The organism is Paenibacillus xylanexedens (genome assembly GCF_017874615.1).
In the GTDB taxonomy this organism is placed as follows: Bacteria; Bacillota; Bacilli; order Paenibacillales; family Paenibacillaceae; genus Paenibacillus; species Paenibacillus xylanexedens.
Map to the genome: position 1 here is coordinate 17854 of NZ_JAGIKV010000018.1, position 26108 is coordinate 43961.

The following is a 26108-nucleotide window of genomic DNA, read 5'->3' on the forward strand; positions in this document are numbered from 1 at the left end:
CTTCGGTGTTTCGCATCTAAAAGTGTCTCTTTCATTCGTTCATGCGATTGAACATTAATAGCATAAACGATGTATGTCATAAACCATTCATGCTGTATATCATCATGATTAACCTGATTCATTATTCATCTTGTGAATCGTCTATTCATAACAGTTAACATAACAATACTGCTGGATGATAATCCTGGCCTAATTCGACTAATTAAGCTGACTTGCCCGTCTCTCCAAGGATGGCATCTGCCTGTTGTTCAGCCATCTTGGCAGCCGTTTCCTTGGTGCCAAGACCATTAAACAGCAGGTTCATGAAGATCGCCGTGAAGCTGCCTGCAATGATACCATTACCGAGCATAATCTGAGCCCAGGCCGGTGCACCTGCGAACAACTCAGGCACAACGGTAACACCCAGGCCCATACCTACAGAACAAGCGATGACAAACAGATTCTCATGTCGGTTCAGATCAACCTGACTGCCGATAATTCGAATACCTGATGATACCACCATGCCGAATAAGGCCACCATGGCTCCGCCAAGTACTGCCCCTGGAACGAGCTGTGCGAGGGCTGCAATTTTTGGTACAAATCCAATGACCACCAGGATCCCACCAGCCACCACAATGACATCACGTGTCTTCACACGTGTCATCTGTACCAGTCCTACATTTTGGGAATACGTTGTATATGGGAACGAGTTGAAAATCCCGCCTAATACAATGGCTAGACCCTCTGCGCGATAACCGCGCGCCAGATCCTTGGACGACAGGTCCTTGTCCAGGATTTTGCCCAAAGCCATAAATACACCTGTGGACTCTGCCACGCTGACAATCGCCACCAGGATCATCGTCAGGATCGGTACAATCTCAAACGTAGGTCTGCCGAAGTAAAACGGCTGAACAACATGGAACCAACTTGCATCGCGAATAGGAGCAAAATTAACCTCGCCCATAAACCCTGCCGCAATCGTACCTACGAGCAGACCAATCAATACTGAGATAGAACGGATAAAACCTGTAGTAAATCGAGTCATTAGAATGATAAAGAGCAGCACGCCGAAGCCGAGCATTAGATTAACTCCGCTGCCAAAATCTTCTGATCCCTGACCGCCGCCCAGATCGTGGAAAGCAACGGGAATCAAGGTTAAACCGATGATCGTAACCACCGAACCCGTAACCACGGGTGGAAAGAGCCGAATAAGCTTCCCAAAGATTCCGGAGAAGATCAGTACGAACAGCCCTGAGGCAATAATCGCTCCGTAAATGGCAGATACCCCACTGTTCATGCCGATGAGAATCATCGGAGACACGGCTTGGAATGCACAGCCGAGCATGACAGGCAGCCCTACGCCGAAATATTTATTTCCCCATACCTGAAGCAGTGTAGCCACACCACATGCGAGCAAGTCAATGGCAATGAGATAGGTTAGTTGTTCCTGTGTAAAACCCAATGCGTTACTAACGATCAATGGGACAACGACGGCTCCTGCATACATCGCAAGCACATGCTGTAGTCCGAGGGAGAACGTTTTGATTGGATGCCGATGACGTTGAAAGATACGTTCGCGTGCCATATTAGTTCGTGCCCTCCTCGTCCGCAAATGTAACCTGTCCATCCGACAGTGCCCCGATGCGAACCAATGATTCCACACGGTATCCTGCTTCTTTCAGCAAGCGACCTCCCGGCTGGAATGCTTTTTCAATAACAATACCGATACCCACCACTTCGGCTCCAACCTGCTCCACAATGCGAGCTAGACCAAATGCTGCTTCACCATTCGCCAGAAAATCATCAATGATCAACACGCGATCACCAGGCTTCATGAACTTCTTGGCAACGGTAATTTCATTGGTCTCCTGCTTCGTGAAGGAGTAGACCTTCTCCACCAGAATGTCTTCCGTCAGTGTGAGCGACTTCTGCTTCCGTGCAAAGATCAGCGGCACGTTCAGCTCCAACGCAGTCATGATGCCTGGTGCGATCCCTGACGACTCAATCGTCAGCACTCGTGTGATATTCTCACCTTCAAAGCGGCGAATGAATTCTTTACCTACTTCCTTCATCAGAACCGGGTCCATCTGGTGGTTCAGGAATGAATCCACTTTGAGTACTTGCTCGGACAGGACAATGCCTTCCTGTCTTACCTTGTCTTTTAACAATTGCATTGTAATTCTTCCCCCTGAATGCCCTCCGCACAGAAGCTCACATGCTCTTCCAATCGCATGGTAAAAAAGCAAAAAGCCCGCCTTTTCACACGCTGCGGAATAACCGGAGACGGGAAAGACGGACTTGTACGTATATGGACAAGCCGTATGGATGCTGCAAGTGTACTGGATGGACAGAATGACAGGAGTTCAATCCTGTTGTGAGAAACTTCAAACAGTGTAATCGGAAACAGATAAAAGCTACTTGAACCTGCTCTTCAGTCAAACTGTCTGAGAATGATCTCATGCCAACCATACAAAACATTGCAACATCTTTCCCGTAGTCCGATCATTCCGGTGATCAGGTAGAGACATGCAGGCCTATTCCTGCACATATACGAGTAACGGCATATTTAATTTTTTGGCTCCATGATTCGTTACAATGTATGATCGCGAACCTGAATGTAAAAGGTTAAACATAACTGACAATGTTAGAAGTATACCGAATCGGCGGCGTGAAATAAAGAAGTATTTTCATGGAAGTTGCGGAAACTTGTCTTAATTTGCAAACAGGGGGTGATCGGAATCTATTTTTTATGTACAATATGAGAACGGAAGCGCGGATCTGAACGGAGAATGGATGGAAACGCGACCTATATTTTGAATTGAATGATCAAAGGAGATATGCAAACATGAAAGGCGTACTTAACGAATTCAAGGAATTTGCCGTCCGCGGCAACGTCATCGATCTGGCGGTCGGTGTCATTATTGGGGCTGCTTTTGGTAAAATCGTCACATCCCTTGTGAATGATATCATCATGCCCCCGGTTGGAAAACTGATGGGTGGAATCGACTTCAGTCAGAAAATCATCAACCTGGACGGGGATATCAAAACAGCAAACGGACAGGACATCACCACCCTCGCTCAAGCCAACGAAGCTGGCGCTACTGTAATTGCTTATGGTCAGTTCATCAACGTCATGATTGATTTTCTTATCGTTGCGTTCTGTATCTTCATGCTTGTGAAGGGCATCAACTATCTGAAAAGCAAAGAACACAAAAAGCCCGAGCCGCAAAAAACGACCAAGGCTTGCAAGTATTGCCTATCGGAAATTCCAGCCGCAGCTACCCGCTGCTCGCACTGTACTTCAGAACTGGAAGCAGAAGGAACCGGCGCTCTAGCATAATCACAATGAACGTTTAAAGACGCACCGAGTTGAATTACGGATATAAATCTTGATGCGGGGGACAACCTCTCACTTGCTAGGGTTTATGTATGAAAAGCTAGCCATATGGGCTTCATTAACTATGGTTGCGTAGCTTAAAGGTTTGAAGGTTCCACCGTAAAGGTGGGGCCTTTTTTGTGCCTATCATACATGTATTACATACGCTCCCCCATGAATTTCATTCGCGCTCATGCTCATGAATTAGAAACGGCGTGGCAGCAAATGCTCCAGGATCGACTTCAGATCTTTATCTTCTTTGTAAACTTCTTCCCCAGTATCAAGCTCTGTCACGCGAATATATTCAAAGTTTGCCGAAGCATCCACTGGCTTAAACAACAATTGGGACTCATCTTCCAAACGTACATTAAATCCCATATCCTTAAACATGCTGCTTAACTGACTGTTAGCCGGTTCCTGACCTTGCCCTACAAATATAAGTCCTCTAAGACTTTTACGTTCCTGAGGTTGCGGATAAATCACCTGAAAGTGTACAATGCATTCCATACGATGGTTCCCCTTTCGTTTAAAACATACTTTGTGAAATTTTGAACTTTAAAATCTGCTATATAAGGAGATACGTTTCATGACCCCAGAACGTTTCGACATTTATGACGATCAGCAAAATTGGATCGGCACTTCACTACGCAGCGAGGTCCATGCCAAAGGATATTGGCACCGTTCATTCCACTGCTGGATCGTGCGTGACGAAGGCGAGCAGCGACGGGTTCTTTTTCAGCGGCGGCGTGATATTAAGGATACCTTTCCCGGATGTTATGACATTACAGCAGCAGGCCATCTTACCGCAGGTGAACAACTGCAAGACGCCAGTCGTGAGCTGGAGGAAGAATTGGGTGTGCATGCATCTTTCGATGCACTAACCTATCTACTCACGGCTACACAGCAGCTCCAAGGAGAGGTGCGTGGTGTTCCATTCATTGATCGGGAATTCAGCGCGGTCTATGGATTATGTCTGAACCAGCCGCTCGAAGCCTACGTTCTGCAGCCTAGCGAGGTGGATAGCCTGTATGAAGTGCCGCTGGATGATCTACTCGCTTTGTTTCGTAATGAGATCGACGTGATCCAAGCTACCGGAGTTCAGACTCAGCCGTTGACATCACCGCCACATTCCATCGGTCATAAGGACCCGTCAAGCAGTGATCATGCAGCTGATGAACCGGAACGTATCGTTCGTGAGATTCGAGCAACGGAATTTGTACCCCATGGTACAGCTTATTATACGGATGTGCTCGAAGCTCTATTTCACGTGCCCAAAGAGTGATCATGTACGATCCTGTTCAACCCGATCCTGTTCAATCGAATGTTCATAGCTTCATTTTCTCAAAAATAGCATAACTTCATACCTTTACTATCGACTTGACTGGGAACAGATGCTGTGACGAACATCACTGTCATCTCTCAAACCAGCACAAACAGGCGTCTGCCTTCGGGCAGCGCCTGCTTTATGTACAAGCTATGTACATACGTATTCGTTTCATCAAGAAAGATACCTTGTGCTGGCTTCCCCACTCCAATTCGAAGTGAGTTAGTCGCCGATCCGCCTAGTTCTGGTTGCCCTCTGAAGGAGAAGACCAGTAACGCGCAGAGAGTCCTTCGTAACGGTGTCCATAGCGGGACTCCAGTTCCTCCCCCATATCCTGTTCCAATTCGTACAACACCAGCTCTTGAGCAAAATGATTCAGCAGCAGTCCGGTCATTACCGGATGCTCCGTAACTAGTGCCTGTGTGGCGCATGATTCACCGCGCATGCCTAACATGCACCAGCGGCGATCGACCACCAGGGAAAATTTCCGACCATTACCTGTACCATACATAGGCAAACCCGGCCAAGGGACAGGCTGATCAAGCATGCCTTCGCCACCATCACACGACCATAACAGCCGCACACCCCGAGCTTCAGCCTGCTGTAAGTCATTACGTAGCAACTCTGCCTCTTCACGCCAAACGTCTACGACAATCTCATGCTGAGCCTCGGCCAATTCACGGCTCAGATTCTCAAACACATTCTTGTCCCCTTCGACGTTATAGAAGACAGGTTTCTCCGGTTCACTCTTGGGCATGCTGCTCTGAACATAATCCAGCGAGGTACGCATTTGATCGGAGATCATACGTGTCATCTCCTCTGGCTTCAGCACACTGTACTTCGCCGGTTCCCCTGGACTACACCGCAAGAACCCACGCTGTTCCAGTCGTTGCAGGGTCGCATATACATTGGAACGGGACACACCCAGCCGCTTCGCAACCTCATATCCTGAGGCTGATCCCTGACGAGCGAGTTCCACCATAATTTTAGATTCCATCTCGGTAAACCCGAGATGACGCAAATGATGCAGCAGTTGGTCCATATTCCCGTCCCCCCATGCTGTCAGCAACCCGCACTGCCTCACAATGATGCGGCAGAGCTTCTACTGCATCAGATCAGATCTGTTCGGCACCACAGCGCGGGCACCATTTCGACCCTTTGGGCAGCTCGGCTGCACAAATCTGACAATTCACCATTTCGCGTGACACTTCGGTCTGTACGTCCACCGTGTTGACAATCGGGTTATTTTCTTTCCAGTAGCGGATGCGTTCGTCCAGTTCCTGCTGACGCTCGCGTTCCCGTTGCATCTCTTCATCTCTGCGACGTTCCCACTCCGCATCGAATGCTTCCTTTTCTTCCTGGGTAAATTCCGTACTGTTATATTCGGATTCCGTCTCCAGATCCGCTATGGACGGAATGACTGTATGATACGGCTCGTCTTCCTCCAGTTCCAATTCAGGTGGCGCATCGTAGAAGTCCGGCTCCGGAGTTTGGGTCTGAGCTACAGCTGCCTCCTGTCTCGCGACTGTGGTCGCTTCTGCAACTCCTGCAGCTCCTACTTTAGGTACAGCTGTCTTGAGTTCACCCAACTTGCGTCCGCATTTAGGGCAGAAGTTGGCATCCAGGGAAGCGACGTGTCCACACTCGCACAACCGTTCATTCTTGAGCTGCGCAATCTTGTTGCGCATGCCATCAATCTCTTCCTGCAACTCGTCGCAGAGCTGCGACAGATCCACCATTTCTTTTTCCGCACGCGTCATATCCTGTGCCCGATAACCCTCATAGAAGATGCGACCCATATCTGTAAAGTGGACTTCCTGTTCCTGTTGCAAGCCCACAATCTGGTTGTTCAGTTTCCCAATCTCAACGGCGTGCTGGGCACGCTCTGTTGCTTTGTTCGCTCCGTCTTTGATGCGTTGAAGCAGTTTCATGACCATTCCTCCTCTGTCCCGTCAAAACCAATATTATCATTTCTATTTAGTAGTAAATTAGCATATTACATCTTTCATGCAAAATGCTCAGGCATATAACTTATACGATATCATGCCAAAAAGTTGCGTAATCTCGTGCAGGTGCCCGTTTTATACCGATACTGGATGAAATCGGGGGCTTTCGTCAAGACCATATGTTCGGGTATAATGAAGCTTTGACCATACTTAACCGCCTGATTAGGCGACTAACTCTATCATACCAATTTACAATGCGATTGTGAAAAGGGCAAATGGTTTACTTTTAACCGGGATAGTCCTATCCCTGAATGCATACAGAGGTGGATGAAACATGTTAAGTCCGAACTCAACGTTCTACCCCCGTCCGCTCGGGGTGACCCCGGCGGCGTCCCTGCCCCAGTCCCCGTCTGCTCCGCTGGAGACCAGTCGGCAACTTGTGGGCAATGATCAACAGGATGCCTTTTATTTTCGTTCTCTGGAAGAGGCAGGTATCAAGCTAAATGCACCACAAATCTCGGCAGTCCGTCACGGCAGAGGACCGATTCTGACGCTCGCCGGAGCCGGTTGTGGCAAAACAACTGTACTGGCGGCAAGAGCCGGCTACCTCATAGAGGTCAGTGGCGTACATGCAGCCAGTATCCTGCTGGTGACGTTCACCAACAAAGCCGCCACCGAGATGAAAGACCGGATCGCCGCATTGCCAGGTATACGCCCGGCAGCTGCGAGAGCCGTGCAGGCTCGTACCTTCCACTCTTTTGCCCTGACATTACTTCGTCATTACGGTGTGCAGGAAGAGATCTTTGGCGAGTCGCGGGCTCAGCATACGGTGCTAAAGATGCTTCTTCGCCAAAATGGCATGAGTGAAGCTTTCCAGCCTGAAAGTCTGCTGGCCATGCTGTCCGCATGGAAGATGCAAGGATCGGAAACAACCGATCTGCCTGAAAAATCACAGGAAGAACGCGATGCCAAGCGTGTCCTGCTTGGTTACGAAGCCTGGAAGCAGGATCGGGGCAAAATGGATTTTGATGATATTTTACTACGGGCAGCCGCGCTGCTTCGTGATCCTGCTGTTCTGGGGCCGCTTCAGAAGCGTTTCCAGTACATTATGGTGGATGAGTTCCAGGATACCAACCATCTGCAATATGAAATTGTGCAAAAACTGGCTTCCGCTCACCGCAATCTGATGGTTGTGGGAGACGATGACCAGACGATCTATACCTTTAATGGCGCACGCCAGGAATCGATTTTGGAATTCGATAAAGTATACCCCGGTGCGCGCATTGTGACGCTGGATATCAATTATCGTAGTGATGCACGCATTCTGGGACTCGGAAGTGAACTGGTCGCCCGCAATAAACGCAGACGTGACAAACGGCTGCGTGCCGCGGGAAACCGTGGAGATGCGCCTCGCTTCGCTACACCTTCCAATGCGGAGGAAGAAGCGGCGTGGGTCGTAAACCAGCTGTGCCAGCAGGTTGAAGAAGGACAACACACCTATCGTGATATTGCGATTCTTCACCGGACAGCAAGCAGCAGCCGGGCTGTATTTGAGCAGCTTGTGTTGAAAGACGTGCCTTTTGTACAGCATGGTGCTTCCCCGGTGTTCTACGACCAGTCTCTCATCAGACCCCTGATGGATCATTTGCGTCTGTCTCTTGATCCACGTGCCATGGATGCTCTCCCAAGTGCGCTGGGACCGCTCTATGTATCACGGGATGCAGGGCTGGAATGGATACAACGTTGTGAACAACAACAAGCGAAGAAATACCCACTCATCCATCTGGTGAAATGGGACAAGCTGAAACCGTTCCAGCAGGAACAGGTCAAGGAACGCATCAAGCTGATCAAATCGCTGCACAAACTAAAACCCATCATCGCCATTCAGGAGATGCGCAGGCAGTTCTACGACAAGTATATGGAAAGTGGTGATCCCAGCATCTTCACCCATTATAAGGAAACGATGCTGGAAACATTGGATGAATTCGAAGCTGCCGTCAAAAAATTCGAAACCGTGGAAGAGTTCATCCAATTCGCGGATGAGCTCTCCCGCAGACACCGTGAGATGGAATCTCTACGCCGCGCACAGGACAGTGATGCAGTGCAACTGATGACCATTCACCGGGCCAAAGGACTGGAGTTCCCTTGTGTGTACTGGATTGGAGCCAGTGAAGGCATTGTGCCCCACAGTACCGCACTACGCCAGGACATCCCCGAGGATCAGAAAGCTGCGCTTGCTGTGCAGCAGACAGACGCCGAACTGGACATGGCGTTGGAGGAAGAACGAAGACTCGCTTATGTTGCCATCACACGGGCCAAGCAGTACTTGTATGTCACCTCACCGGCAAGTCATCACGGAAAGCCCGCAGATGTGTCCCGTTTCCTGCTTGAAGCCTTCGGCATGGAAGTCCCGGACAAACGCAAACCGCGTGAGGAGAGCCGGACGAGCAGTCAGACTTCATATGGTAAAGGCAACGGGCAGTATGCCCGATCGTCCGGCTCGGGTGCCCGTTCCGAAGGTCGGGATGTGGCACAACGTCGTGCCATCAGCCACAATGACCGTCGTGACTACGAGGTCCACAACGAACGTGACGAGGATCGCCTTGGTGAACGGCGTGGCAGTGGGGAGATTCGCAACCATAAGGCATTCAGCACTCCGGGTGTGAGTCAGACAGCTACGAGTTCCTCCAGTTCGCAGTCGCACACTTCAGGTTCAGGTAATGCTGAGCGTACGGAGACCGTTGCGGTATGGAAGTGCAGTTCATCCACCTGTAAAGCGTGGCTAAGACAGAAGCCGGCTGTGCCTTCAAAAGCAACCAAGAAGGCATCCTCGGGCCCTCCCGCCTGTCCCCTGTGTTCTGGATCAATGGAGGCCGGTACCCGCCAGGTTCCCGTAACGGGAAGATTTGGGAAATAAAATAATACGAGCATAGTAGCTCGTTTCAGGGCGCCTTTTGCTGTTTATTAACAGTAGAAGCGTCTTTTTTCCATTTCAGAATGGGGGTTGGATTATGCAGGACGGCAAACAACATCTGTATGTATCGGTAACACATAACCTGATTGAACGAACAAAGAACGAATCTACACCCTTTGAAGTGTTGGTGGATGACGGGCAGTTGGGCCGATTGAAGGATCTGATGAAGGTGCTGGAGGATGACGATGCCTATACTTTGCAACGGGCCCCGGTACCCTACAAATCGGCAGACCATGATGAGGCAACAGAGCAATTTTCGGATGGCATGACCTTGCTGTATACCTTTCTGTATGACCATGGCACGCCGGATACCCGGCAGGCGATTGAGAGCATGAACGTGCTTCCAAGGCTGCAGGATACGGATTACGATGACCCTGGGTACGAGAATTCACCACTGAATAAATGACCTGATGCCAAAATTATGCGCATCTGCTTTGGACGTAAGCTCCCTCTTTATAAAGACAGATACAACAACATATTTAATGAGAAATAACCTCTTTCCTGAACATGCTCCTTGTTAGGAAAGAGGTTATTTCTTTGAGTATTTTTACTTGATGGCTTGAGTCCATTCTACAAATTTATTTGGTTCCTGCCAAGATCCAGAGTATGGTCCGTGAGGGTCTCCCGACAAATTCCCCTTACCAGTTGCACTCCATGTGCCACGGTTTACAAAAGGGGTTATCCAGAAAACATAGGAGGAAATACCACTTCCGACTTTAGGCCCTGAATATTTTGTGCTTATACTTTGAGTTATTTCACTAGCCAACCCTGCTTCTATTGAAGTTTTCAAACTAGCTGGAATTGTTACACTAGCAGAGACATTTGAACTAAGTTTAAATGTAGTATTAATCGTTCTTTCCTGGGACTGCCCAACACTTGTTATCTGCTGAGCTGCCAAAGGGGTATCTCTCTGGGTGACTTGCTTAGTAATATCCCAGATAATATACAGGTCATACCAAGCATTGGGCGTTACTATATTTTGTTGAGAAGATGTGGTTTGATTGGTACCTTCAATGACATTGGAAATAATAATATCTCCATTGCCGCCTGCTTGTTGTGAGATCGCTTTCAATTCTTCATCAGTTATTTTACCAGCTGCTTCAGGTGAAATTATAAAGCTTTGTCCATTAATAATTTTCTCTGTATTACCAGTAAACGGAACGATTACATCGTGATTTTGTTGAGCCATAGCAACTGAAGAAAACGTTCCTCCCACAAGCATAGAAGCCACAACAGCCGGAATTAAAATTTTTTTTGTAATATTCAACACAAATTACCTCTTTTCCTGTATAATTTGGTACATAATTCATAATAAAGGAAAATAATAAAATGTCAAATTTTGAATAAAAAGGAGATAATGATGAATTTACGAACAACAGGTATACTTCTTTTGATTATGGCTGGATTTTTCTATACTTTAGAGCGAGTTATTGCTTATTTATCCACTTATATTGTAACAATTGGAAAAACAGGGATATCTGTCGATTTAACAGTGCTATATCCTGGATTCTTCGATAATCTCTTCGTTCCAATTTTCGCTTTTTTAGGATCAGTTCTATTCATTGTCGATCTCATAATTAAAAACAAATAATACCCACTAAAAAAGAGTTCTGAGGGAACGCGCACCCACCAGAGCTCTTTTGTTAATAACATTTTCTTAATCGAATTAGAATATATCGAATTTAACTATTTTTCAAATGCTTTTTAACATGTCTAATTAATCAAGTCTGATCTCCTGCCCTTTCTCAGCGGATTCGTAGATTCCGCACAACATGCGCGTGGAAGCCACACCATCCGCAATTGGGCTGATCGGCTCTGTCCCGTTCAGGCAGCAATCCACAAAGTGGTCAATCTGGTTCTGGAATGCACTATGAATATGGAGACCCGTATTGTCCGTCTGGGGTTCAATATTCAGAATTGTGTTATTTTTCTCCGTGACGATCAGTGTCTCCGGCTCCAGTTCGAACCCACCACGCTCACCGTATAATTTCACCGATGACTCATCTCCGCGTGCATGCAGGGTAAAGCTCACATCCACCGCCAGCGAAGCCCCGTTTTCAAACCGAATAAGTGCATTCGCCATATCTTCCACGTCATTCACAGCTGCGCTGTAGTCGGCTGCTTTGTAAAAAGAAAGATGTTCGATATGGGCACGATTGCCCAGCTTCCGATACGTATTACCACTGACCGAAACAGGTTTCGGTCTGCCCATGAGGTACCAGCATTGGTCGATGATATGTACGCCCAGGTCAATCAGAGGACCACCGCCGGAACGGCTTTTGTCAGCAAACCAACCGCCTGGATTGCCGTGACGCCGCAGAATGGAGGCTTTGGCATAATACAGTTCACCAAACTCCCCGGCATCAATGAATCTGCGCATCATCTGCATATTGTTATCATAACGCCGCACAAATCCAACGATAAACGTACGTCCGCTCTTCTTCACCGCTTCTTCAATCCGCAGCGCATCCTCCACATTGGTTGCCACCGGTTTCTCCAGCAACACATGCTTGCCTGCCTCCAGTGCAGCAATGGCAAATTCGGCGTGTGTATTATTCCAGGTACAGATACTGACGGCATCCACATGCGGGTCCTCCAGCATCTCCCGATAATCGGTGTACACGGATTGAGCATCATACTTCTGTGCCGCAGCTTTAGCCCGTTCTTCGTTCAGATCGCAGATCGCATAGATGACGGCATCCTCGTTTTTGGCATAACACCTCATATGAAGATCCGAGATTGATCCTGTACCGATCATTCCGATGTGCAACATTTGTTTCGTGCTCATCATCGTCCTCCCTTCCTTTTCCACAGCTTCCACAACATCATTATCGTCTAGTCTGCCCGCAGCATACCTTCGTAAATACCCGGCGTTGAATTTTCAATCTTCACTGCACCCAGCGTCCGCGCATAGAAATCCACAGGTCCCGCTGATCCAATAATCGCATACCCGTAACCGTCCGCCTTCATCGCATGCATACAGGCCAGTAACAAGGCTGTGCCTACACCTTTGCCTCGTGCATCCTGGCTCACACCTGTCGGTCCAAAGAAGTTGCGACATGTCGCTTCGTAACAGGCAAATCCAATCATTTTCCCATGCTCAACCGCAATATAACAGGACACCGGCTGACGCGCAAAAGCGACCTCACATTCATCCACCCAAGCCTGACTAAAATGTGACCTCACCCAATCCAGTACATGCTGTTTCTCTGGGGCAATGGCTCTTCGAATCACAATGGAGGATTCCTCCAACGCTCTCAGTCCACTCTCTTGCTCCGGCAAACGATAGAGCGCTACCAACATATCACTCATCTAATCCGTTCCTCCTCGTACTTGAATGTGAAATAGGACAAAGGTTTGGCCACTTACCTGAAATTAACCTGATCCTGCTGCGGATAACCTGCAATACAAGCGATATTTCTAATTTAAGCTAACCTACCGCTTACATTCATTGCATTTCAACTGCAACACTTAGACGATTTGTCCCGTCTATTAACTTGAAGCGCGGCCCTAAGGAAGATTTTACCGCGTCAGTACACAGATTAGAAGGGATGAATATTGATGAACAACAACATGAAAAAAGTAAGTGCACTGATGGCCCTATCCATGGCATTGGGTGGTGGAGCCGCTTATGCAGCAACACTGGACAACACACAACCAGTCCATCAAACATCCGTTTCAGCAGATAGTAACGCAGCGAGTGTAGTAAACGTATCCGTGAATGGTGCAGCCATCTCTGATGGATATTGGAACAAGGATGGCAAAGTAGCCATGATCCCGCTGCGTGATCTTACCGACGCACTGGGTATTGAACTTGAATGGAATAAAGAAACTAAAACTGCAGAGCTGACTCGTGGTGCTCTCTGGACGCAGGTAATCACAGGCAAGGATCAATATTCCGTGAATAAAATGTCGCTCACGCTGGGTACAGCGCCCGAAATCACAGGCGGCAAATTGTATGTACCGGCTTCTTTTGCTGAGAAAGCACTGCATGGACAAGTGAACACAACAGGAAATCAGGTGACTATCTCCAGTGAAGAGGACGTGAAGACGGTTACTGAACGTGGTGTAATTACCAGAATCTCGAACCAAGATAAATATAAGTCCATCCAGATTGGCGGTGCAGGTACGGATGGTATTGTGCTCAATCTGAGCGATGAGACGAAATTCATCTCAGTTGAGGGGAAAGAGATTGCACTGACTGATCTGGCCATTGGCATGAACGTGGAAGCTGAGCATTCCCTGATCACCACCCGCAGTCTGCCACCACAAACGCCGACCTATACAGTCACTGTACTGGATGACGCTGCGGAATCACAATTAAAAGACGTTCTGGGGACAGCGGGTACGATTGAAAATGTAACATCAGCTGAAGGCAGCATCTCACAGATTGAGATTACAGGTACACGGTTAACTGAGACGGCTCCTGACCATGTCGTGCTGAACATCGCTAAAGACACGCTGATCGTGAACCACGAAGGAGAAACAGTGAAAGCTGAAGAACTGACCAAAGGCGCTAAAGTCATTGGGTTCTACAGCCCTATGCTGACACGCAGCCTGCCTCCAATCGGAACAGCTTGGAAAGTGGTTGTTGAAACACCTGCAGCAGAGCTGGAAGGGAAATAATACGGTTAGAAAAACGTCTGGCTGAAACACATGTTATATGTTGTTGCAGACGACCGCGTGCATCGCTTAGCACGGGGTCATGAGTGTGGAGCATCATAATGACCAGCCATCCGCATGTAGCTCCTGCCGCACGGTGTCATGAGTTTGGCGCATCAAGAGCTCAGCCGTGCGGCCAGGCGGCGAAGTCAATTCAAAAAAACCTTATCCGCTTGTCTTCTGACAAGCACGGGTAAGGTTTTTTTTGGAGGTTTTTAGTTTTTGGTTTGTTTTGGTTTTGGTTCTGGTTCTGGTTCTGGTTCTGGTTCTGGTTTTTTAGAGTGTGTCTACAAACTGCTTCAAACTGAAGCGTACCTGAAACTTGTCCGGAGCAGACACGTGCGATGTTCGCTGCATACGAAATACGTTGCATACTGAATGTAAGAGCAAGCGGAGTTAACGCTAAGGAATCTGAGGCATCTTATTCAAGGATTTGAAGCACCCGCAGAAATCTAAGGAATCTCAGGCACGCTAATTTGACTAAATAGCTGTTTATAGCATTTTTATCAGAGGAATTCGGGAAATAAAGTGTCTGATGTTCCTTACATTTTAAAAAGAGGACCTGAGGGCCAAATAAGACGTCCTGTGTTCCTTAGAAAATCCTCAGACCATTCGCCAGATCAACCAGCTTGGGTTTCATCTTCAACAATCGCTTCCACTTCAATCTCAACCATCAACAAGGGATCAATGAGTGCGCTAACTTCAACCATGGTGGCTACAGGCTGGATCTGTCCAAAAAATTCACCGTGCGCCTTGCCAACTTCCTCCCATCTGGAGATATCGGTCACAAACATCCGGGTTCTCACCACATGCGACATGTCAGCACCCAACTCTTTTAATGCATTTTCAATCGTCTGCAAAACGAACCTTGTCTGTGCATACGGATCACCTGCCCCAACAACTACACCATCTTGCATCGCGGTTGTACCCGCCACTTCAATTCGGTTCCCTACACGGATGGCACGGCAATATCCCACCAATGGTTCCCATGGGGAGCCCGTAAATACCTGCTGTCTGCTCATTCTCTCGTCCCTCGCTTTGGTTGTATTTGTCTCTTCAGATTAAACATGAATTATATCAGTCCCCCATCATCTCGGACAATGGAATCAAGTTTAATTCTATCTTAACTCCATTAACATTTTTGCACAGAAAAAAATCCCCTGAATGACTGCCCATTGGTTAGATCAAGGACGGTTCATTCGAGGATTTATGAGAATTAGTATCTTTTCTTTTTCTTTAAGGATGAAACATCCAAATTACAACTTGATATTAGCCTCATCAAAGTATTCTTCCAGAGTTAACCCACTCTTCGCCACATCCGGTGCCAAATCTGTACCGATGTACCGGATATGCCAAGGCTCATAGACGTAACCTGTGGTATCTTCTTCACCTTGCAGATAACGGATGACATATCCATATTCTGCAGCGTGTTCAGCCAACCACTGGCCTTCCTTCGATGTGCCAAATACCTCTTCCAGCACATTGCCCACACTCGGGCTGGATACATCAATGGCAAGACCCGTCTGATGTTCGCTTCGGCCCGGCACAGAGCTCACGCGATCTGTGTATTCTTGACCTTTGGTTTTGACATTATTGTTATAGATGGATACCTGACGCTGATATGAACGATAACCGGATACCGCACGAAGCTCAATGCCATCCGCCTTTGCACCTGCAAACAACTTCTCCAGTGCCTCCGCAGCTTCCTTGCGCATATGCCGCTTCTCGTGTGGTTCGTCGAAAGAAAACGGTACATTCGGCTCTACCAGATCGTCCGGCTCGTACCCGTCAGGCAGACTCCGTTGCTTGTTCACAATGACGGTCATAGACTCCTCATTGGTCACCACAGATTGTGCATCAATCGTCGTTTGCAGTGCGCTGATACTGCGTTTCTCCAGCAATGGATCTTCCGCTGTCGCGCCATTCCCATTGTCTGAAGAGCCCTGCCCTTCGCCCGCTGAAGCATTCCCAGACTCGCTATTCGTGCCTTCACCGCTGTTGCCAGAAGATGATGTGTCCTCCCCGCCAGCATTGTCGCCGTCCGTTCCTTTATCCTCCGTAAAATGAACCGTTGTGCCGTCCGTCTCCTGTTGTGTGTTACCTGTTCCATTCGGATTCTGGCTCTCCTCTGTGCCTGAACCGTTCTGGCACGCGGTAAGCAAAGCTCCGCATATCATCAATGAGGACAGCATAACCACCATACGGCGCTGTCTTCCTGTAGTTGATTTCATGTAAAAACTCCTATCGCAATAATATAAATGTTATATAGTTCTCTGCGTGCAATGTTCCCTGCGACAGTATACCTTAATTGGGAGCGAAGCTCCACCGGTAAAGACCTCCTTTAGAAGAGATCCGAATGAACATATACGGGCTGTACAGCCTGTATGAACGTTTTTTGGACTTTTAGAGCAACATGATGCAATAAAAACAAGCAGGGGTGATCTGAGATCTCCCCCGCTCTGATGGATGCATCATTTGGTTGCCGGGCTGTCCGTCTTCTTCTGGACAGCCTGCCACATCCGCGCGGCTACACGCTCGCGGATCAGATCCAGCCCTGCGGTGGCCGGCACGCCCGGCAGCAGCGCCGTCAGCTCCGGCAAGGCCGGCGGCTTGCCCGGCGGCGCGAGGCGCACCTCAACGGCGCCAAAGCCCGGCCCCGGCTGGTGCATGGCGCCGTCCGCGGCGGCCTCGGCGATCCACTCGCCGACGGCTGCGCCGCCTTCGCCGCCCCGCACCTGCGGGCGGCCAGCCGTTTCCGCTGCGCGGCCGGGGCCGCTGGGATCATGGGCGAGTTCCTCCGCCCATGCCCCCAGCACGCCGGCGAGCAGCGCTTCGCGCGGCAGGCCGGCGTGCGCCAGCTGCAGCAGCGGCTCGGCCGCGAGGCGCGCAGCTACGGCGCGCTCAGCGGCCGCGGCATGCGCGCAGCCCGGGTGGCCGCAGGTGCATGCCACGGCCGCGCTGGCCGTTGCTGCGCCTGGCGAACCCTCGGGCGCTTGCGTAGCCGGCAGCAGCCCGGCGAGCTCCTCGGGCGCCGGGCCGCCGCGCAGCAGGGCGTACAGCGTCAGCGGGCGCTTGCGCAGCTGAGCCAGTACAGCCTCGCGCTGGGCTTCGCTCAGTCGGGCGGGCGTTCCCGTGACCGTGAACATGCCTGCGGCCGATCCGGTCTTGCCCTCAACAGCGGAAGCGGAAACGGAAACTTCCTGGTCCGCATCCGCTGCTGTATTTACTTCTGCTGTCCATCCACCGGGGGACATATGCAGCTCGATCTTCCATTTTTCGCTCACAATAATCCCCCTTTCTCCACATCTATATTCCTCTGAAAGTTCAAGGTCACAGCCACGTCTCACCCTGAAGAGAAATCAGGCCACGCAGCTCATCATCCGACATCTCGGTAAGCCAATTCTCACCCGAACCAACGACCTGCTCGGAGAGTGCCTTCTTGCTCTCAATCAGTTCATCAATCCGTTCCTCCAGTGTTCCCTGACAGATCAGCTTGTGCACCTGCACGTTGCGATTCTGCCCAATTCGGAATACACGGTCCGTCGCCTGGTTCTCGACCGCGGGATTCCACCACCGATCATAGTGAACCACGTGACTCGCGCGTGTCAGATTCAGACCTACACCTCCAGCACGAAGAGATAGAACAAACATGGATGGTCCCTCTCCTTTTTGGAAAGTCTCCACCATATCGTCTCTTTGCGACTTCGATACACCGCCATGCAGGAAATAAGGTTCTTCCTCGTATCGCTGTTTCAACCTCGACACTAACAGATCTCCCATGGCAACATACTGCGTGAAGATCAGGGCAGATTCCCCGTTATCACGGATGGCGTCCAGCAGTTCAAGCAAACGCTCCATCTTACCGGATGCCTCAGCCTTGCCATGGTCTTTCCGAGTGCTGTCCGCCAGCACCGGATGGTCACAGATCTGCTTGAGCTTGGTCAGAGAGGACAGAACAATTCCCTTACGGGCGATGCCATTTCTGCCATCCAGACCACCCATCAGATCGTCCACCACACGTTGATACAACACCGTCTGCTCCGGGGTTAGAGAACAATACGATTTCAGTTCAAGCTTCTCTGGCAGATCCTTGCGAATATCCGGATCACTTTTCAGCCTGCGCAGCATGAATGGAGATACCAAACGATGAAGCTCACGCAATGATGCTGCATTTTCTTCAGATGGTCCCAGTCCCGTATAACGCTGACGGAACGATGAAGCGGTGCCCAGATACCCCGGATTGAGGAACTGAAAAATGGACCAGAGTTCGCTCAATCGGTTCTCTACAGGCGTTCCTGTCATCGCAATACGATGAAGTGTAGACAGACGCATCACACTTTGCGCTTGCTTGGTACGGTAGTTCTTAATATATTGTGCCTCATCCAGCACAATGGTGGACCAGTGCAACGAAGCCAGATCCGGTCCATCTCTGCCTGCCAGATGATAGGTCGTCAGTACAATGTCATGCGTCTGCGCTTCTGCCTGGAATTCGTTCCCGTGCAGCCGTTGTCCGCCATGATGAATATACAGCGACAGATCCGGGGCAAACCGCTTCAGCTCACGCTGCCAGTTTCCAAGCAGCGAGGTAGGACACACAATAAGTGCAGGCAGATGAACAGGCTGCTCATTCGTGTGCTGATCCGCCGGGAAAGAATGATCTGATCCATTCAACAGCTCATTCTCACGGGCTTCCTCTTCGGCTGCCTGGCGTTCCTCGTGTTTGCGGTCCAGCAGACAGGTAATTACCTGAATCGTCTTCCCAAGTCCCATATCGTCCGCGAGACATACGCCAAAGCCCAGCTCACGCATCGCGGATAACCATTGGTAACCTCGTTCCTGATAAGGTCTGAGTTCACCATGCAATTCTGCCGGAACCTGCCGAGGCTCAATGCTGCGAAGCACCTGTCCATCGAGCAGGAAAGCAAGCATCCCATCAGATTCGGCACCAAAGACGGAGAGGCCCTTCCATGCGGAATCCTCCCCTTCATCCGCTGCCAGATGCAGCCATTCGGAGAGAGGCATATATTGTTCTTCTTCTTTTTTCATATAACGCAGGACTTGGCGAATCTCTTTTGTATCCACTTCAATCCATTCACCACGGAACATAACATACGGAACTGTGGATTCAGCCAATGCTGCCAGTTCCTCCGCCGTGACCGGTTTACCATCCAGCATAGGCTCCGCTTTGAAAGCAACCAATTGTTCCATGCCCAGTGCCGATGTGGCTCCAGGCAACCGCTCTGTTCCCCGATTCAACATCTGCAGACGCAGTCCCGCACGACGTTTCCCGGCTCGACTCCACCTTGAAGGCATAAGAACGGTTATCCCGGCCTTCTGCAAACGTGGAACCGCATGCGTGAGAAACTCAAAGAAACCCTGCTGCTCCAGCTTAATTTCCTCCGGACGAGCGATAAGCAGCGCCGTCTCCAGTTCAGGTGCCATTTCTGCTGCTTGCCCGAGTGCCATCAATAATTGCTCTGCCGCCGAGGTATATAACACCTTCCCTCGGTCCAGATCTCGCTCTGGATGTGCCCAGACCGTCCGTGCAGGCAACCTCAAGCTTGGTTCCTGCTCACTGTCCGCCCAAAAGCTGATCCCCCAGATCGTTTCATGTTCGCCCAGCGGCGGCTCCAAGCGGAGCACCAGCTTCAATTGGCCTTCAGCAGGCGCCAACTCTTCTGCTCCCACGATCGGCATCGACGTTCCACCAACTTCTTGCAGCGTATGAATAAACGCTGTCATATCGTCCGTCGGCCCTTGCACCGTCACAGGACGGAACATTGAGATCAGACTATTCCACCAGAGTTCGGCTACTGGCGAAGATCCGCGTCGATATGGCGTGCGGTAACGGGACAGTTCACTGTCCATGCTCTCCAGTTCACTTGTCACTACAGCATGAATCATGCCACTCATGAATGAAAATAATACCGCAGCCCCTGCTTCTTCACGCGTTTCCGGTTCCAATGAAGCATAAGCTCCAGGAGCAGCCAATCCAATCGGAGGCATTGCTTCAGCAAGATCGCGGAAGCGTACAATGTCCTCCTCCTGCTGCAAACGTGGCCGCCATACGCCTGTTAATGTCTCTTGCCCGGTCCGTCGCCGTGCTCCGGTCTTTGCTGCGAATTCAGCCGATGGAGCAATTGCTCCCCGCAACAGCAGCTCCTGTGTGAACTGCGCCGCCTTGATCCAGTAACGCATCTCTTCTCCAACCTGAATTCCAGCTGCATTTAACAAACGGTCATCCCATTGCAGCAGCAGCCTGAAGGCATCCTTAGGCGAGACTGCCAATCCTTCCAATGTGCGTCCCAGCAGTTGACGCCGCTTCGTGTTCTTCGCTTCAGCCGTGTTCCTCAGCGGATTCGGCCAGCGCAACTCCGCAAGACGCAGAGCGGCAGGCTGAAACAGACGACCCCCGTCGCCAAAATTCAACCTTCTCACCACGTGGCTCCATGCATCCACACGTGGTTCCGATGTTTCACCGGAAAAACAAAAAAATACGTCACCAAGCCATACTCCATACAGCGATTGCATCATTAAAGTCTCCCGTCATCCCTTCGCATTGTTACTCTCCATCATATACGAAAATGACCGGATTTAAAAACCTTTGCCCATAAAAAGTGGTTATTCCGATGGTTAGGGCGTGTCTGAAAACGCCCTAGCGGCACAAAAAAATGTCCCTTCTCCCGAAAAGCGGATGAGGAACATTTGGGTCAACCGAAGGATAATACTGAATATTGAAAGAATTACGGATCGTTATACTCCTATGATCTGATCAAGCTGCCCAGTAATACATCGAGGTTCAAAATACCTGCACGATGATCTTCACAGAACCCGATTTTGTCAAAAACGCCAAGCATGAAACGACGGTGTTCCTCAGCTGGTTCCTCGAAACGATCGTAACTTACGACAGAATCGACCATATCTACGATCAGCGGTACAAATCCACCTTTGTAAGGCACCACAATAATACGTGTAGAAGAGGTATCCTCCTGGTCTGGCATGCCTAACAATACACGAAGACTCACCACCGAAACGACCTTACCGTACAGCGAAGCAAAACCTCGGATCTCCGGGCTTCCAAATGGAACTGTTGTTACCTGTATCATTCTGATGATCTCATGAACTTCATCAATTCGTAGTGCAAAGATCTGGTCTCCTACCGAAAAATTAATATATTGCATTCCCTCGTCCATAGTTATCCCCATATCCTCTCATTCCGTAAATTCAGATCATTATAAAATATAAAAACAAAACCACATGAAGAGCACTTTATTTGGCTAAATGACCTGCTTGTGGTTCGCATTCACCAAGTCACCACAGGTACTTTCGTCCCATTAGATGTTACTTTGGTGTATCGGTTATTTTTGATCAAATGTTTAGGCTTCAGATCAATTTTGCCAACTTCAACAGACGCTGCATTACGGTTGCTGTCTCTGCTCTGCTCATTTGCCCTGCTGTGGAGGGTGGTGGAAGTTAGTCGTTTTAATATTGAGCGTAAGTAACCTGACATCGGATTGAAAAATTATATTCAAAAAAAAGACCAAAGATCAGCTTTATGCCGATTTTTGGTCTTTTTTATCCCCATATATTATGGATCTGTTTCTATGTTTTCAAATACTTGGAACAAAAAAGCGTTATTCCTGTGGATAACTTGTTTAATTACTCCAAAACGACTGTTTTATCACATGAAAACACGAGTTATACCTGATTTGTGGATAAGTTGTGCACATATTGCACACATGCTGTGGATATCTTTGGCGTTTCATGTGGATATTCATTAATTTAATGTGGACATGTTGTGTATTTGTTTGTAAATCTGACGTAAAATCTTAATTTCCGCTCCAGTTATCCATTACTGTGGACACGTTGTGGACATGCCCAATTTCCTTCGCTGTAGTTATTCGACCAATTCACCCTGACGCATGATCAGCTTGTCATCGATGTACACGTCCGGCTTTTGTACAACTGCATCAATATGAACACCTGCGGCAATCGTTCCACCAAATGTGTTATTGCTGCCAAAGGCCACATGAATTGTGCCGTACACCTTCTCATCTTCCAGCACCACACCCGTGATTCGCGCCTTGTTATTGGTACCGATACCGAATTCGCCGAGAAAGCGACCATCGCCTTCGCCAAGTGTTGTGAGTAATTGAGCCCCATCTGGTCCTTCAGCTGACACCAATCGTCCTTCCTTAACGGTTAATAACATCGGTTCACGGAGTGCCCCAATTCCAGCTACGGATCCATCTACAACAATACTACCCTCGCCCGTGCCCTCAACCGGAGCAATATAAGCTTCTCCTGACGGCAAGTTGCCCGATTCACCGGGGTTCAAATACATACCTGTGCTTGGTACACCGTTACGATCTTCAATGGAAAAGGAAAGACTATGGCCCTGCTTCTCTATTCGCACATGGCGACCTGCGGTTAATAGAGCCGTTACCTTCTCGGTCAACGCCTTTACTTGCGAATATTCAGCTGTAATGGCTCCGTTCACAAACATATCCTCTGTCATACCAGGCATGGTTGCCACTCGGGTCCCTGAAGCAGCGGCTTGTTTGCGTGCCTGGGTATGTGTTAATGAATATTTCGTTACACACACGGCTACATCTGCTCGAATCATTGCTTCTGCAATCGGCGCCGGTGGCTCTTCTCCAGATCTGCTGCGTTTCTCCATGATTAACAGGACCGACTCAGCACCAAGTGCTTTTCCTGCCTCATAGATGGATTCAGCCAAATCCCGTTTCATATCGTCTGCAACAACCACCAGATTCTCTCCGCTGCGCAGTCCCAGACACTCGATTAGCACATTTTTACTGATTTCCACACGTTGCTTGCTCATACATTTATCTCTCCTGTCTTGGTTTCAGCTCTTCACAACTCGACTTGACCCTTTCGACAATTGGCACGGGATTCCTGCATGTCCAAACCTGAACTCACCTCAAGGTATCGGCCCATTCGGAGAGGATTGCAGCTGTTTCCTTATACTGAAACGTCGGAAAGTAATGTCCATAGGGTACATCTATCCGTTTGACCTGTGAGTTCATATCCTGGGGATAGTGATATTCCTGATCTTGATTGGCCCATACAACTAATACATTCTTGGCATAATGCTGACTTTCCATTTTCGCCCACAACGTTGATCTGGCGCCTTTCCTCTGACCCGAATGGATCCAGCGCAACAAGTCTGCATGTGCTCCTGCAATGCGAGGGGATTGTAGACTCGAGCGTATTCTCTTGCCCATGGTATCGGCCATAACACTGCTGTCGCCTACGCCGCTATGTGAGCTGAACATTTGATTCCAACTTTTCTCCGATCTGCCACGCAGCAGGGAGCGCATCACCCCTCTTGGCAAACGGGAAACCCATCTCAGCACATTCGGATTCGAATTGTTGGCAACTGGCTGGAGCAACCCCAGCCGAATGTCTGTCCGCCCGCTACGCATCTGTGCCGCAGCTGCAATAGCAGCCCCGATCGAATGACCAACAAGCTTCACCGGACCTTCAAACTCACCAAGAGCCGTAAGCAGTGCATCCACCTGACCTTCAAACGCTTCATCTCCCTGATGCACCGGGGACCGTCCGAATCCAGCTAGATCGATTAACCATACCGGGTTCCCGGTCCGGTCCCTAAGCTGTTTTCCTAACGGTAACATCTCATCTGCAGATTGAAGCAAACCATGTACAATAATCCAAGGCTCTCCCTCACCCTCCCAACCAAGCATAGCCATATTTCCGCTCCGCGACCGAATATAATCTGTCGGAAAACCCTCAGGTAACGGCGTATACCGAAGACGATAGTCCAGATCGGCTGTAACCAGCGGAAGCTGTTCCCGGATGTCCGGCCAGGATTGCCCCATACGAGTGAACAGAGCCTCCGTCTCTTCAACCGGGAATGACCTGTTGGTAATAAAAGCGACCGACTCCGCTGGAACACCACTGATGCGTGAACCACCTGATCTCATGATCCATTGAATCCATGGTAGTGGCACAGCCCCTTTGGGCTTGGGTACGTCCAATTGCTGCGCCAAGAGTTGCAGCAGTTCCTTCATATTGGGACTGTCTTCCTTCCGCGCCAACAGTGGATAAGTTCCTCCGACTGGAGCAGCTTCCCTGGATAGAAAAACAAGCGTCTGTGCAACAATGTCATTCTCCACAAGCGGTAACCAATAGGATGAACCTCCCGGTACTACCGGCATAAGTCCTTTCTGAATCGCCTGAATGAGCAGTCCAATCCCACCCGTTTGCTCAGTTTCACCGGTGGGACGTGGCCCAACCACTGTACTCGGATTTACAACGGATAAGGGATAGTGATGCTGTTCAGCATGCTCGCGAATATGAAGATCGGCATGGAACTTCATCTCTTCATACGCACTTTCATTGTTATCCACATGCTCAACCTGTAGATAATTCCCCTGTTCATTCCGTTCTCCATAAGGACTCATATAACCAACAACGTGGATAAAGTGTCTCAATCCATGAGTACGGTGGATTTCCTGCGCTAGCTGTGCCACTTCTCTGGCCCCGTTCATGAATATCTGCTCGGCTACTTTTCGTTCCAAAGTGACGTCCATCGTTCCACCCGCATGAATGATCACATTCGCTGCAAGAGCACGCTCCCGATCCGCTGCGGTAAGGCCAAGACCCGACATGGACAAATCACCTGTAATAAAGGTAATTCGGTCAAAATCCTTCACTCCATAAGCCTTCAGCACAGTTCTGGCTCGCTGTTCCGAACGAACCAGCAAGAGCAATGGTGCGTCTCCCTGCGTGAGTTGTTTGACCGTTTCTTTGCCGATAAAACCTGTGCTTCCTGTCATAAAAATGGTCGTGGCTGCAATATCAGACTTGCGTATTACCTGATTTATGTTTGTTGTATGTACATTCATTCTGTTACGGCTCCTTTTAGTACTATATAGTACTAGTTATATTCAAAAAAAGAGCTTCGATTAACGAAGCATCTGACAAAACGTGCGCGCCGATTGTTCTATAATCCCTACATCACGGGCAGTTCCCGCTAGGATTAGTGAACCTTCCAATGCTGCAATAAACAACAACGCAGCCGGCCCCGGTTCGATTTCTTTGCGAAATTCACCGCGATCCAAACCTTGCTGAAACAACTTCTCCACCATAGGTCTAAGCTCACGAAAGAATCTGGATATGCTTTCCTTCACTTGGGGTGCACTGTCCGGTGTCTGCATATATAACGTAACAAAAGGACAGCTCCCTTCGTAATTTCGGCCCTCAATGCCTGCCGACAACAATGCCATGAATGAGTAGATACGCTCCTCCACTCCTCGCTCACGCTGACTGAGCAGCAGATACAGCTCCGACTCATACTGGGCAATCCAGTATTGTACCACGGCCTGGAGCAGCTCCTCCTTGTTTTTAAAATGATAATAAATATTCGACTTGGATACCCCACTCACTCGCACGACTTCATCCATGCTGACGTAGCTGTACCCCTGACGCAGAAATAATTGTGCCGCCACTTCAACTGCCTTGGTCCGGTTCACCGGATTGGAACTCTTGGATTTGGCGGGTCCCGTATTCATTTTTGAATTTGTCATACTTAGTACTATACAGTACTAATCAGTTGAAAACAAGTATTTCTGTTAACAAAAGAGGACCTCCCACTCCAACTACTCCATACTTGTCCACATTTAGAGTGTTATACACACAGGATATCCACATATAGTATTAACTCTGTGTTAAATACGTCATGAGATCGTTAAACTACTTTTGGGTTATCCACATTTCAGGGATATTACCAACTTTGGAACTTTTCAGAGAGCGTTATTGGCTCCTCGGAAAAACAAAAACAGGCCCACCAGAATAAGATTT

At 49.2% G+C, this 26108-nt stretch carries 21 protein-coding genes and 1 riboswitch; of the genes, 5 read left to right on the forward strand and 16 right to left on the reverse strand.

Annotated elements, in window-relative coordinates:
• Positions 1-202: 202 nt before the first annotated feature.
• Both J2Z28_RS21235 and J2Z28_RS21240 read right to left on the reverse strand, forming a co-directional pair.
• Entirely contained in the window at positions 203-1564 is a 1362-nt protein-coding gene (locus J2Z28_RS21235; protein WP_036613194.1) for a nucleobase:cation symporter-2 family protein, read from the reverse strand.
• A 1-nt stretch (position 1565) separates the two neighbouring features.
• Positions 1566-2153, reverse strand: a complete 588-nt coding sequence (locus J2Z28_RS21240; protein ID WP_036613196.1) for a xanthine phosphoribosyltransferase — start codon at positions 2151-2153, stop codon at positions 1566-1568.
• Between the two features lie 300 nt (positions 2154-2453).
• Positions 2454-2553: riboswitch (purine riboswitch) on the reverse strand.
• Between the two features lie 271 nt (positions 2554-2824).
• On the opposite strand from J2Z28_RS21240, the gene mscL reads away from it, so the two are divergent.
• Complete coding sequence (gene mscL / locus J2Z28_RS21245; RefSeq protein ID WP_211084187.1) at positions 2825-3319, forward strand: large conductance mechanosensitive channel protein MscL; 495 nt, start codon at positions 2825-2827, stop codon at positions 3317-3319.
• Between the two features lie 240 nt (positions 3320-3559).
• Here mscL and J2Z28_RS21250 read toward each other — a convergent pair whose 3' ends face one another.
• On the reverse strand, positions 3560-3862 hold the full coding sequence (locus J2Z28_RS21250; protein ID WP_211084188.1) for a hypothetical protein: 303 nt from the start codon (positions 3860-3862) through the stop codon (positions 3560-3562).
• Positions 3863-3941: 79 nt separating this feature from the next.
• Here J2Z28_RS21250 and J2Z28_RS21255 point away from each other — a divergent pair, with 79 nt between their 5' ends.
• Positions 3942-4637 (forward strand): NUDIX hydrolase, encoded by a 696-nt coding sequence (locus tag J2Z28_RS21255; RefSeq protein ID WP_211084189.1) that lies wholly within the window; start codon positions 3942-3944, stop codon positions 4635-4637.
• 280 nt (positions 4638-4917) lie between these two features.
• Here J2Z28_RS21255 and J2Z28_RS21260 read toward each other — a convergent pair whose 3' ends face one another.
• Both J2Z28_RS21260 and J2Z28_RS21265 read right to left on the reverse strand, forming a co-directional pair.
• Positions 4918-5721, reverse strand: coding sequence for a TrmB family transcriptional regulator (locus tag J2Z28_RS21260; protein WP_211084190.1), 804 nt, complete (start codon positions 5719-5721; stop codon positions 4918-4920).
• Between the two features lie 73 nt (positions 5722-5794).
• Complete coding sequence (locus J2Z28_RS21265) at positions 5795-6610, reverse strand: zinc ribbon domain-containing protein (RefSeq protein WP_211084191.1); 816 nt, start codon at positions 6608-6610, stop codon at positions 5795-5797.
• 349 nt (positions 6611-6959) lie between these two features.
• Between J2Z28_RS21265 and J2Z28_RS21270 the strand changes: the two genes are divergently transcribed.
• Both J2Z28_RS21270 and J2Z28_RS21275 read left to right on the forward strand, forming a co-directional pair.
• A complete protein-coding gene (locus tag J2Z28_RS21270) occupies positions 6960-9542 on the forward strand; it encodes a UvrD-helicase domain-containing protein (protein ID WP_211084192.1) in 2583 nt (860 codons plus the stop codon).
• Positions 9543-9636: 94 nt separating this feature from the next.
• Entirely contained in the window at positions 9637-10005 is a 369-nt protein-coding gene (locus J2Z28_RS21275) for a hypothetical protein (RefSeq protein ID WP_169480750.1), read from the forward strand.
• Between the two features lie 141 nt (positions 10006-10146).
• Here the strand turns inward: J2Z28_RS21275 and J2Z28_RS21280 are convergent, their stop codons facing one another.
• The 3 genes from J2Z28_RS21280 to J2Z28_RS21290 form a co-directional block, all read right to left on the reverse strand.
• A complete protein-coding gene (locus J2Z28_RS21280) occupies positions 10147-10866 on the reverse strand; it encodes a hypothetical protein (RefSeq protein ID WP_211084193.1) in 720 nt (239 codons plus the stop codon).
• 450 nt (positions 10867-11316) lie between these two features.
• Entirely contained in the window at positions 11317-12387 is a 1071-nt protein-coding gene (locus J2Z28_RS21285; RefSeq protein WP_047840275.1) for a Gfo/Idh/MocA family protein, read from the reverse strand.
• 47 nt (positions 12388-12434) lie between these two features.
• On the reverse strand, positions 12435-12911 hold the full coding sequence (locus tag J2Z28_RS21290; RefSeq protein ID WP_211084194.1) for a GNAT family N-acetyltransferase: 477 nt from the start codon (positions 12909-12911) through the stop codon (positions 12435-12437).
• 249 nt (positions 12912-13160) lie between these two features.
• Here J2Z28_RS21290 and J2Z28_RS21295 point away from each other — a divergent pair, with 249 nt between their 5' ends.
• On the forward strand, positions 13161-14225 hold the full coding sequence (locus tag J2Z28_RS21295; RefSeq protein ID WP_211084195.1) for a copper amine oxidase N-terminal domain-containing protein: 1065 nt from the start codon (positions 13161-13163) through the stop codon (positions 14223-14225).
• A 656-nt stretch (positions 14226-14881) separates the two neighbouring features.
• On the opposite strand, the gene J2Z28_RS21300 is transcribed toward J2Z28_RS21295, so the two are convergent.
• The 8 genes from J2Z28_RS21300 to J2Z28_RS21335 all read right to left on the reverse strand — a co-directional run bounded on the left by J2Z28_RS21300 (position 14882) and on the right by J2Z28_RS21335 (position 25780).
• Positions 14882-15283 carry a RidA family protein gene (locus tag J2Z28_RS21300; protein ID WP_076332718.1) on the reverse strand — a complete coding sequence of 134 codons (402 nt, stop codon included), beginning with the start codon at positions 15281-15283 and terminating at the stop codon, positions 14882-14884.
• A gap of 234 nt (positions 15284-15517) precedes the next feature.
• Positions 15518-16492, reverse strand: a complete 975-nt coding sequence (locus tag J2Z28_RS21305; protein ID WP_211084196.1) for a M15 family metallopeptidase — start codon at positions 16490-16492, stop codon at positions 15518-15520.
• Between the two features lie 240 nt (positions 16493-16732).
• The gene (locus tag J2Z28_RS21310; protein WP_211084197.1) at positions 16733-17545 is read right to left on the reverse strand and encodes a hypothetical protein; all 813 of its coding nucleotides are present in this window, start codon (positions 17543-17545) and stop codon (positions 16733-16735) included.
• A gap of 46 nt (positions 17546-17591) precedes the next feature.
• A complete protein-coding gene (locus J2Z28_RS21315) occupies positions 17592-20795 on the reverse strand; it encodes a DEAD/DEAH box helicase (protein WP_211084198.1) in 3204 nt (1067 codons plus the stop codon).
• 227 nt (positions 20796-21022) lie between these two features.
• Positions 21023-21454, reverse strand: coding sequence for a chemotaxis protein CheW (locus tag J2Z28_RS21320; RefSeq protein WP_211084199.1), 432 nt, complete (start codon positions 21452-21454; stop codon positions 21023-21025).
• Between the two features lie 704 nt (positions 21455-22158).
• On the reverse strand, positions 22159-23106 hold the full coding sequence (locus tag J2Z28_RS21325) for an aminopeptidase (RefSeq protein ID WP_211084200.1): 948 nt from the start codon (positions 23104-23106) through the stop codon (positions 22159-22161).
• Positions 23107-23200: 94 nt separating this feature from the next.
• Complete coding sequence (locus J2Z28_RS21330) at positions 23201-25153, reverse strand: alpha/beta fold hydrolase (protein WP_211084201.1); 1953 nt, start codon at positions 25151-25153, stop codon at positions 23201-23203.
• Positions 25154-25213: 60 nt separating this feature from the next.
• Positions 25214-25780, reverse strand: a complete 567-nt coding sequence (locus J2Z28_RS21335; RefSeq protein ID WP_036607516.1) for a TetR/AcrR family transcriptional regulator — start codon at positions 25778-25780, stop codon at positions 25214-25216.
• Positions 25781-26108 lie beyond the last annotated feature (328 nt).

Excerpts from the sequence above, each read along its gene's own strand:
- J2Z28_RS21235 (WP_036613194.1), bottom strand. The coding sequence starts at position 1,564 with ATGGCACGCGAACGTATCTTTCAACGTCATCGGCATCCAATCAAAACG.
- J2Z28_RS21240 (WP_036613196.1), bottom strand. The coding sequence starts at position 2,153 with ATGCAATTGTTAAAAGACAAGGTAAGACAGGAAGGCATTGTCCTGTCC.
- mscL (WP_211084187.1), top strand. The coding sequence starts at position 2,825 with ATGAAAGGCGTACTTAACGAATTCAAGGAATTTGCCGTCCGCGGCAAC.
- J2Z28_RS21250 (WP_211084188.1), bottom strand. The coding sequence starts at position 3,862 with ATGGAATGCATTGTACACTTTCAGGTGATTTATCCGCAACCTCAGGAA.
- J2Z28_RS21255 (WP_211084189.1), top strand. The coding sequence starts at position 3,942 with ATGACCCCAGAACGTTTCGACATTTATGACGATCAGCAAAATTGGATC.
- J2Z28_RS21260 (WP_211084190.1), bottom strand. The coding sequence starts at position 5,721 with ATGGACCAACTGCTGCATCATTTGCGTCATCTCGGGTTTACCGAGATG.
- J2Z28_RS21265 (WP_211084191.1), bottom strand. The coding sequence starts at position 6,610 with ATGAAACTGCTTCAACGCATCAAAGACGGAGCGAACAAAGCAACAGAG.
- J2Z28_RS21270 (WP_211084192.1), top strand. The coding sequence starts at position 6,960 with ATGTTAAGTCCGAACTCAACGTTCTACCCCCGTCCGCTCGGGGTGACC.
- J2Z28_RS21275 (WP_169480750.1), top strand. The coding sequence starts at position 9,637 with ATGCAGGACGGCAAACAACATCTGTATGTATCGGTAACACATAACCTG.
- J2Z28_RS21285 (WP_047840275.1), bottom strand. The coding sequence starts at position 12,387 with ATGAGCACGAAACAAATGTTGCACATCGGAATGATCGGTACAGGATCA.
- J2Z28_RS21290 (WP_211084194.1), bottom strand. The coding sequence starts at position 12,911 with ATGAGTGATATGTTGGTAGCGCTCTATCGTTTGCCGGAGCAAGAGAGT.
- J2Z28_RS21295 (WP_211084195.1), top strand. The coding sequence starts at position 13,161 with ATGAACAACAACATGAAAAAAGTAAGTGCACTGATGGCCCTATCCATG.
- J2Z28_RS21300 (WP_076332718.1), bottom strand. The coding sequence starts at position 15,283 with ATGAGCAGACAGCAGGTATTTACGGGCTCCCCATGGGAACCATTGGTG.
- J2Z28_RS21305 (WP_211084196.1), bottom strand. The coding sequence starts at position 16,492 with ATGAAATCAACTACAGGAAGACAGCGCCGTATGGTGGTTATGCTGTCC.
- J2Z28_RS21315 (WP_211084198.1), bottom strand. The coding sequence starts at position 20,795 with ATGATGCAATCGCTGTATGGAGTATGGCTTGGTGACGTATTTTTTTGT.
- J2Z28_RS21320 (WP_211084199.1), bottom strand. The coding sequence starts at position 21,454 with ATGGACGAGGGAATGCAATATATTAATTTTTCGGTAGGAGACCAGATC.
- J2Z28_RS21325 (WP_211084200.1), bottom strand. The coding sequence starts at position 23,106 with ATGAGCAAGCAACGTGTGGAAATCAGTAAAAATGTGCTAATCGAGTGT.
- J2Z28_RS21330 (WP_211084201.1), bottom strand. The coding sequence starts at position 25,153 with ATGAATGTACATACAACAAACATAAATCAGGTAATACGCAAGTCTGAT.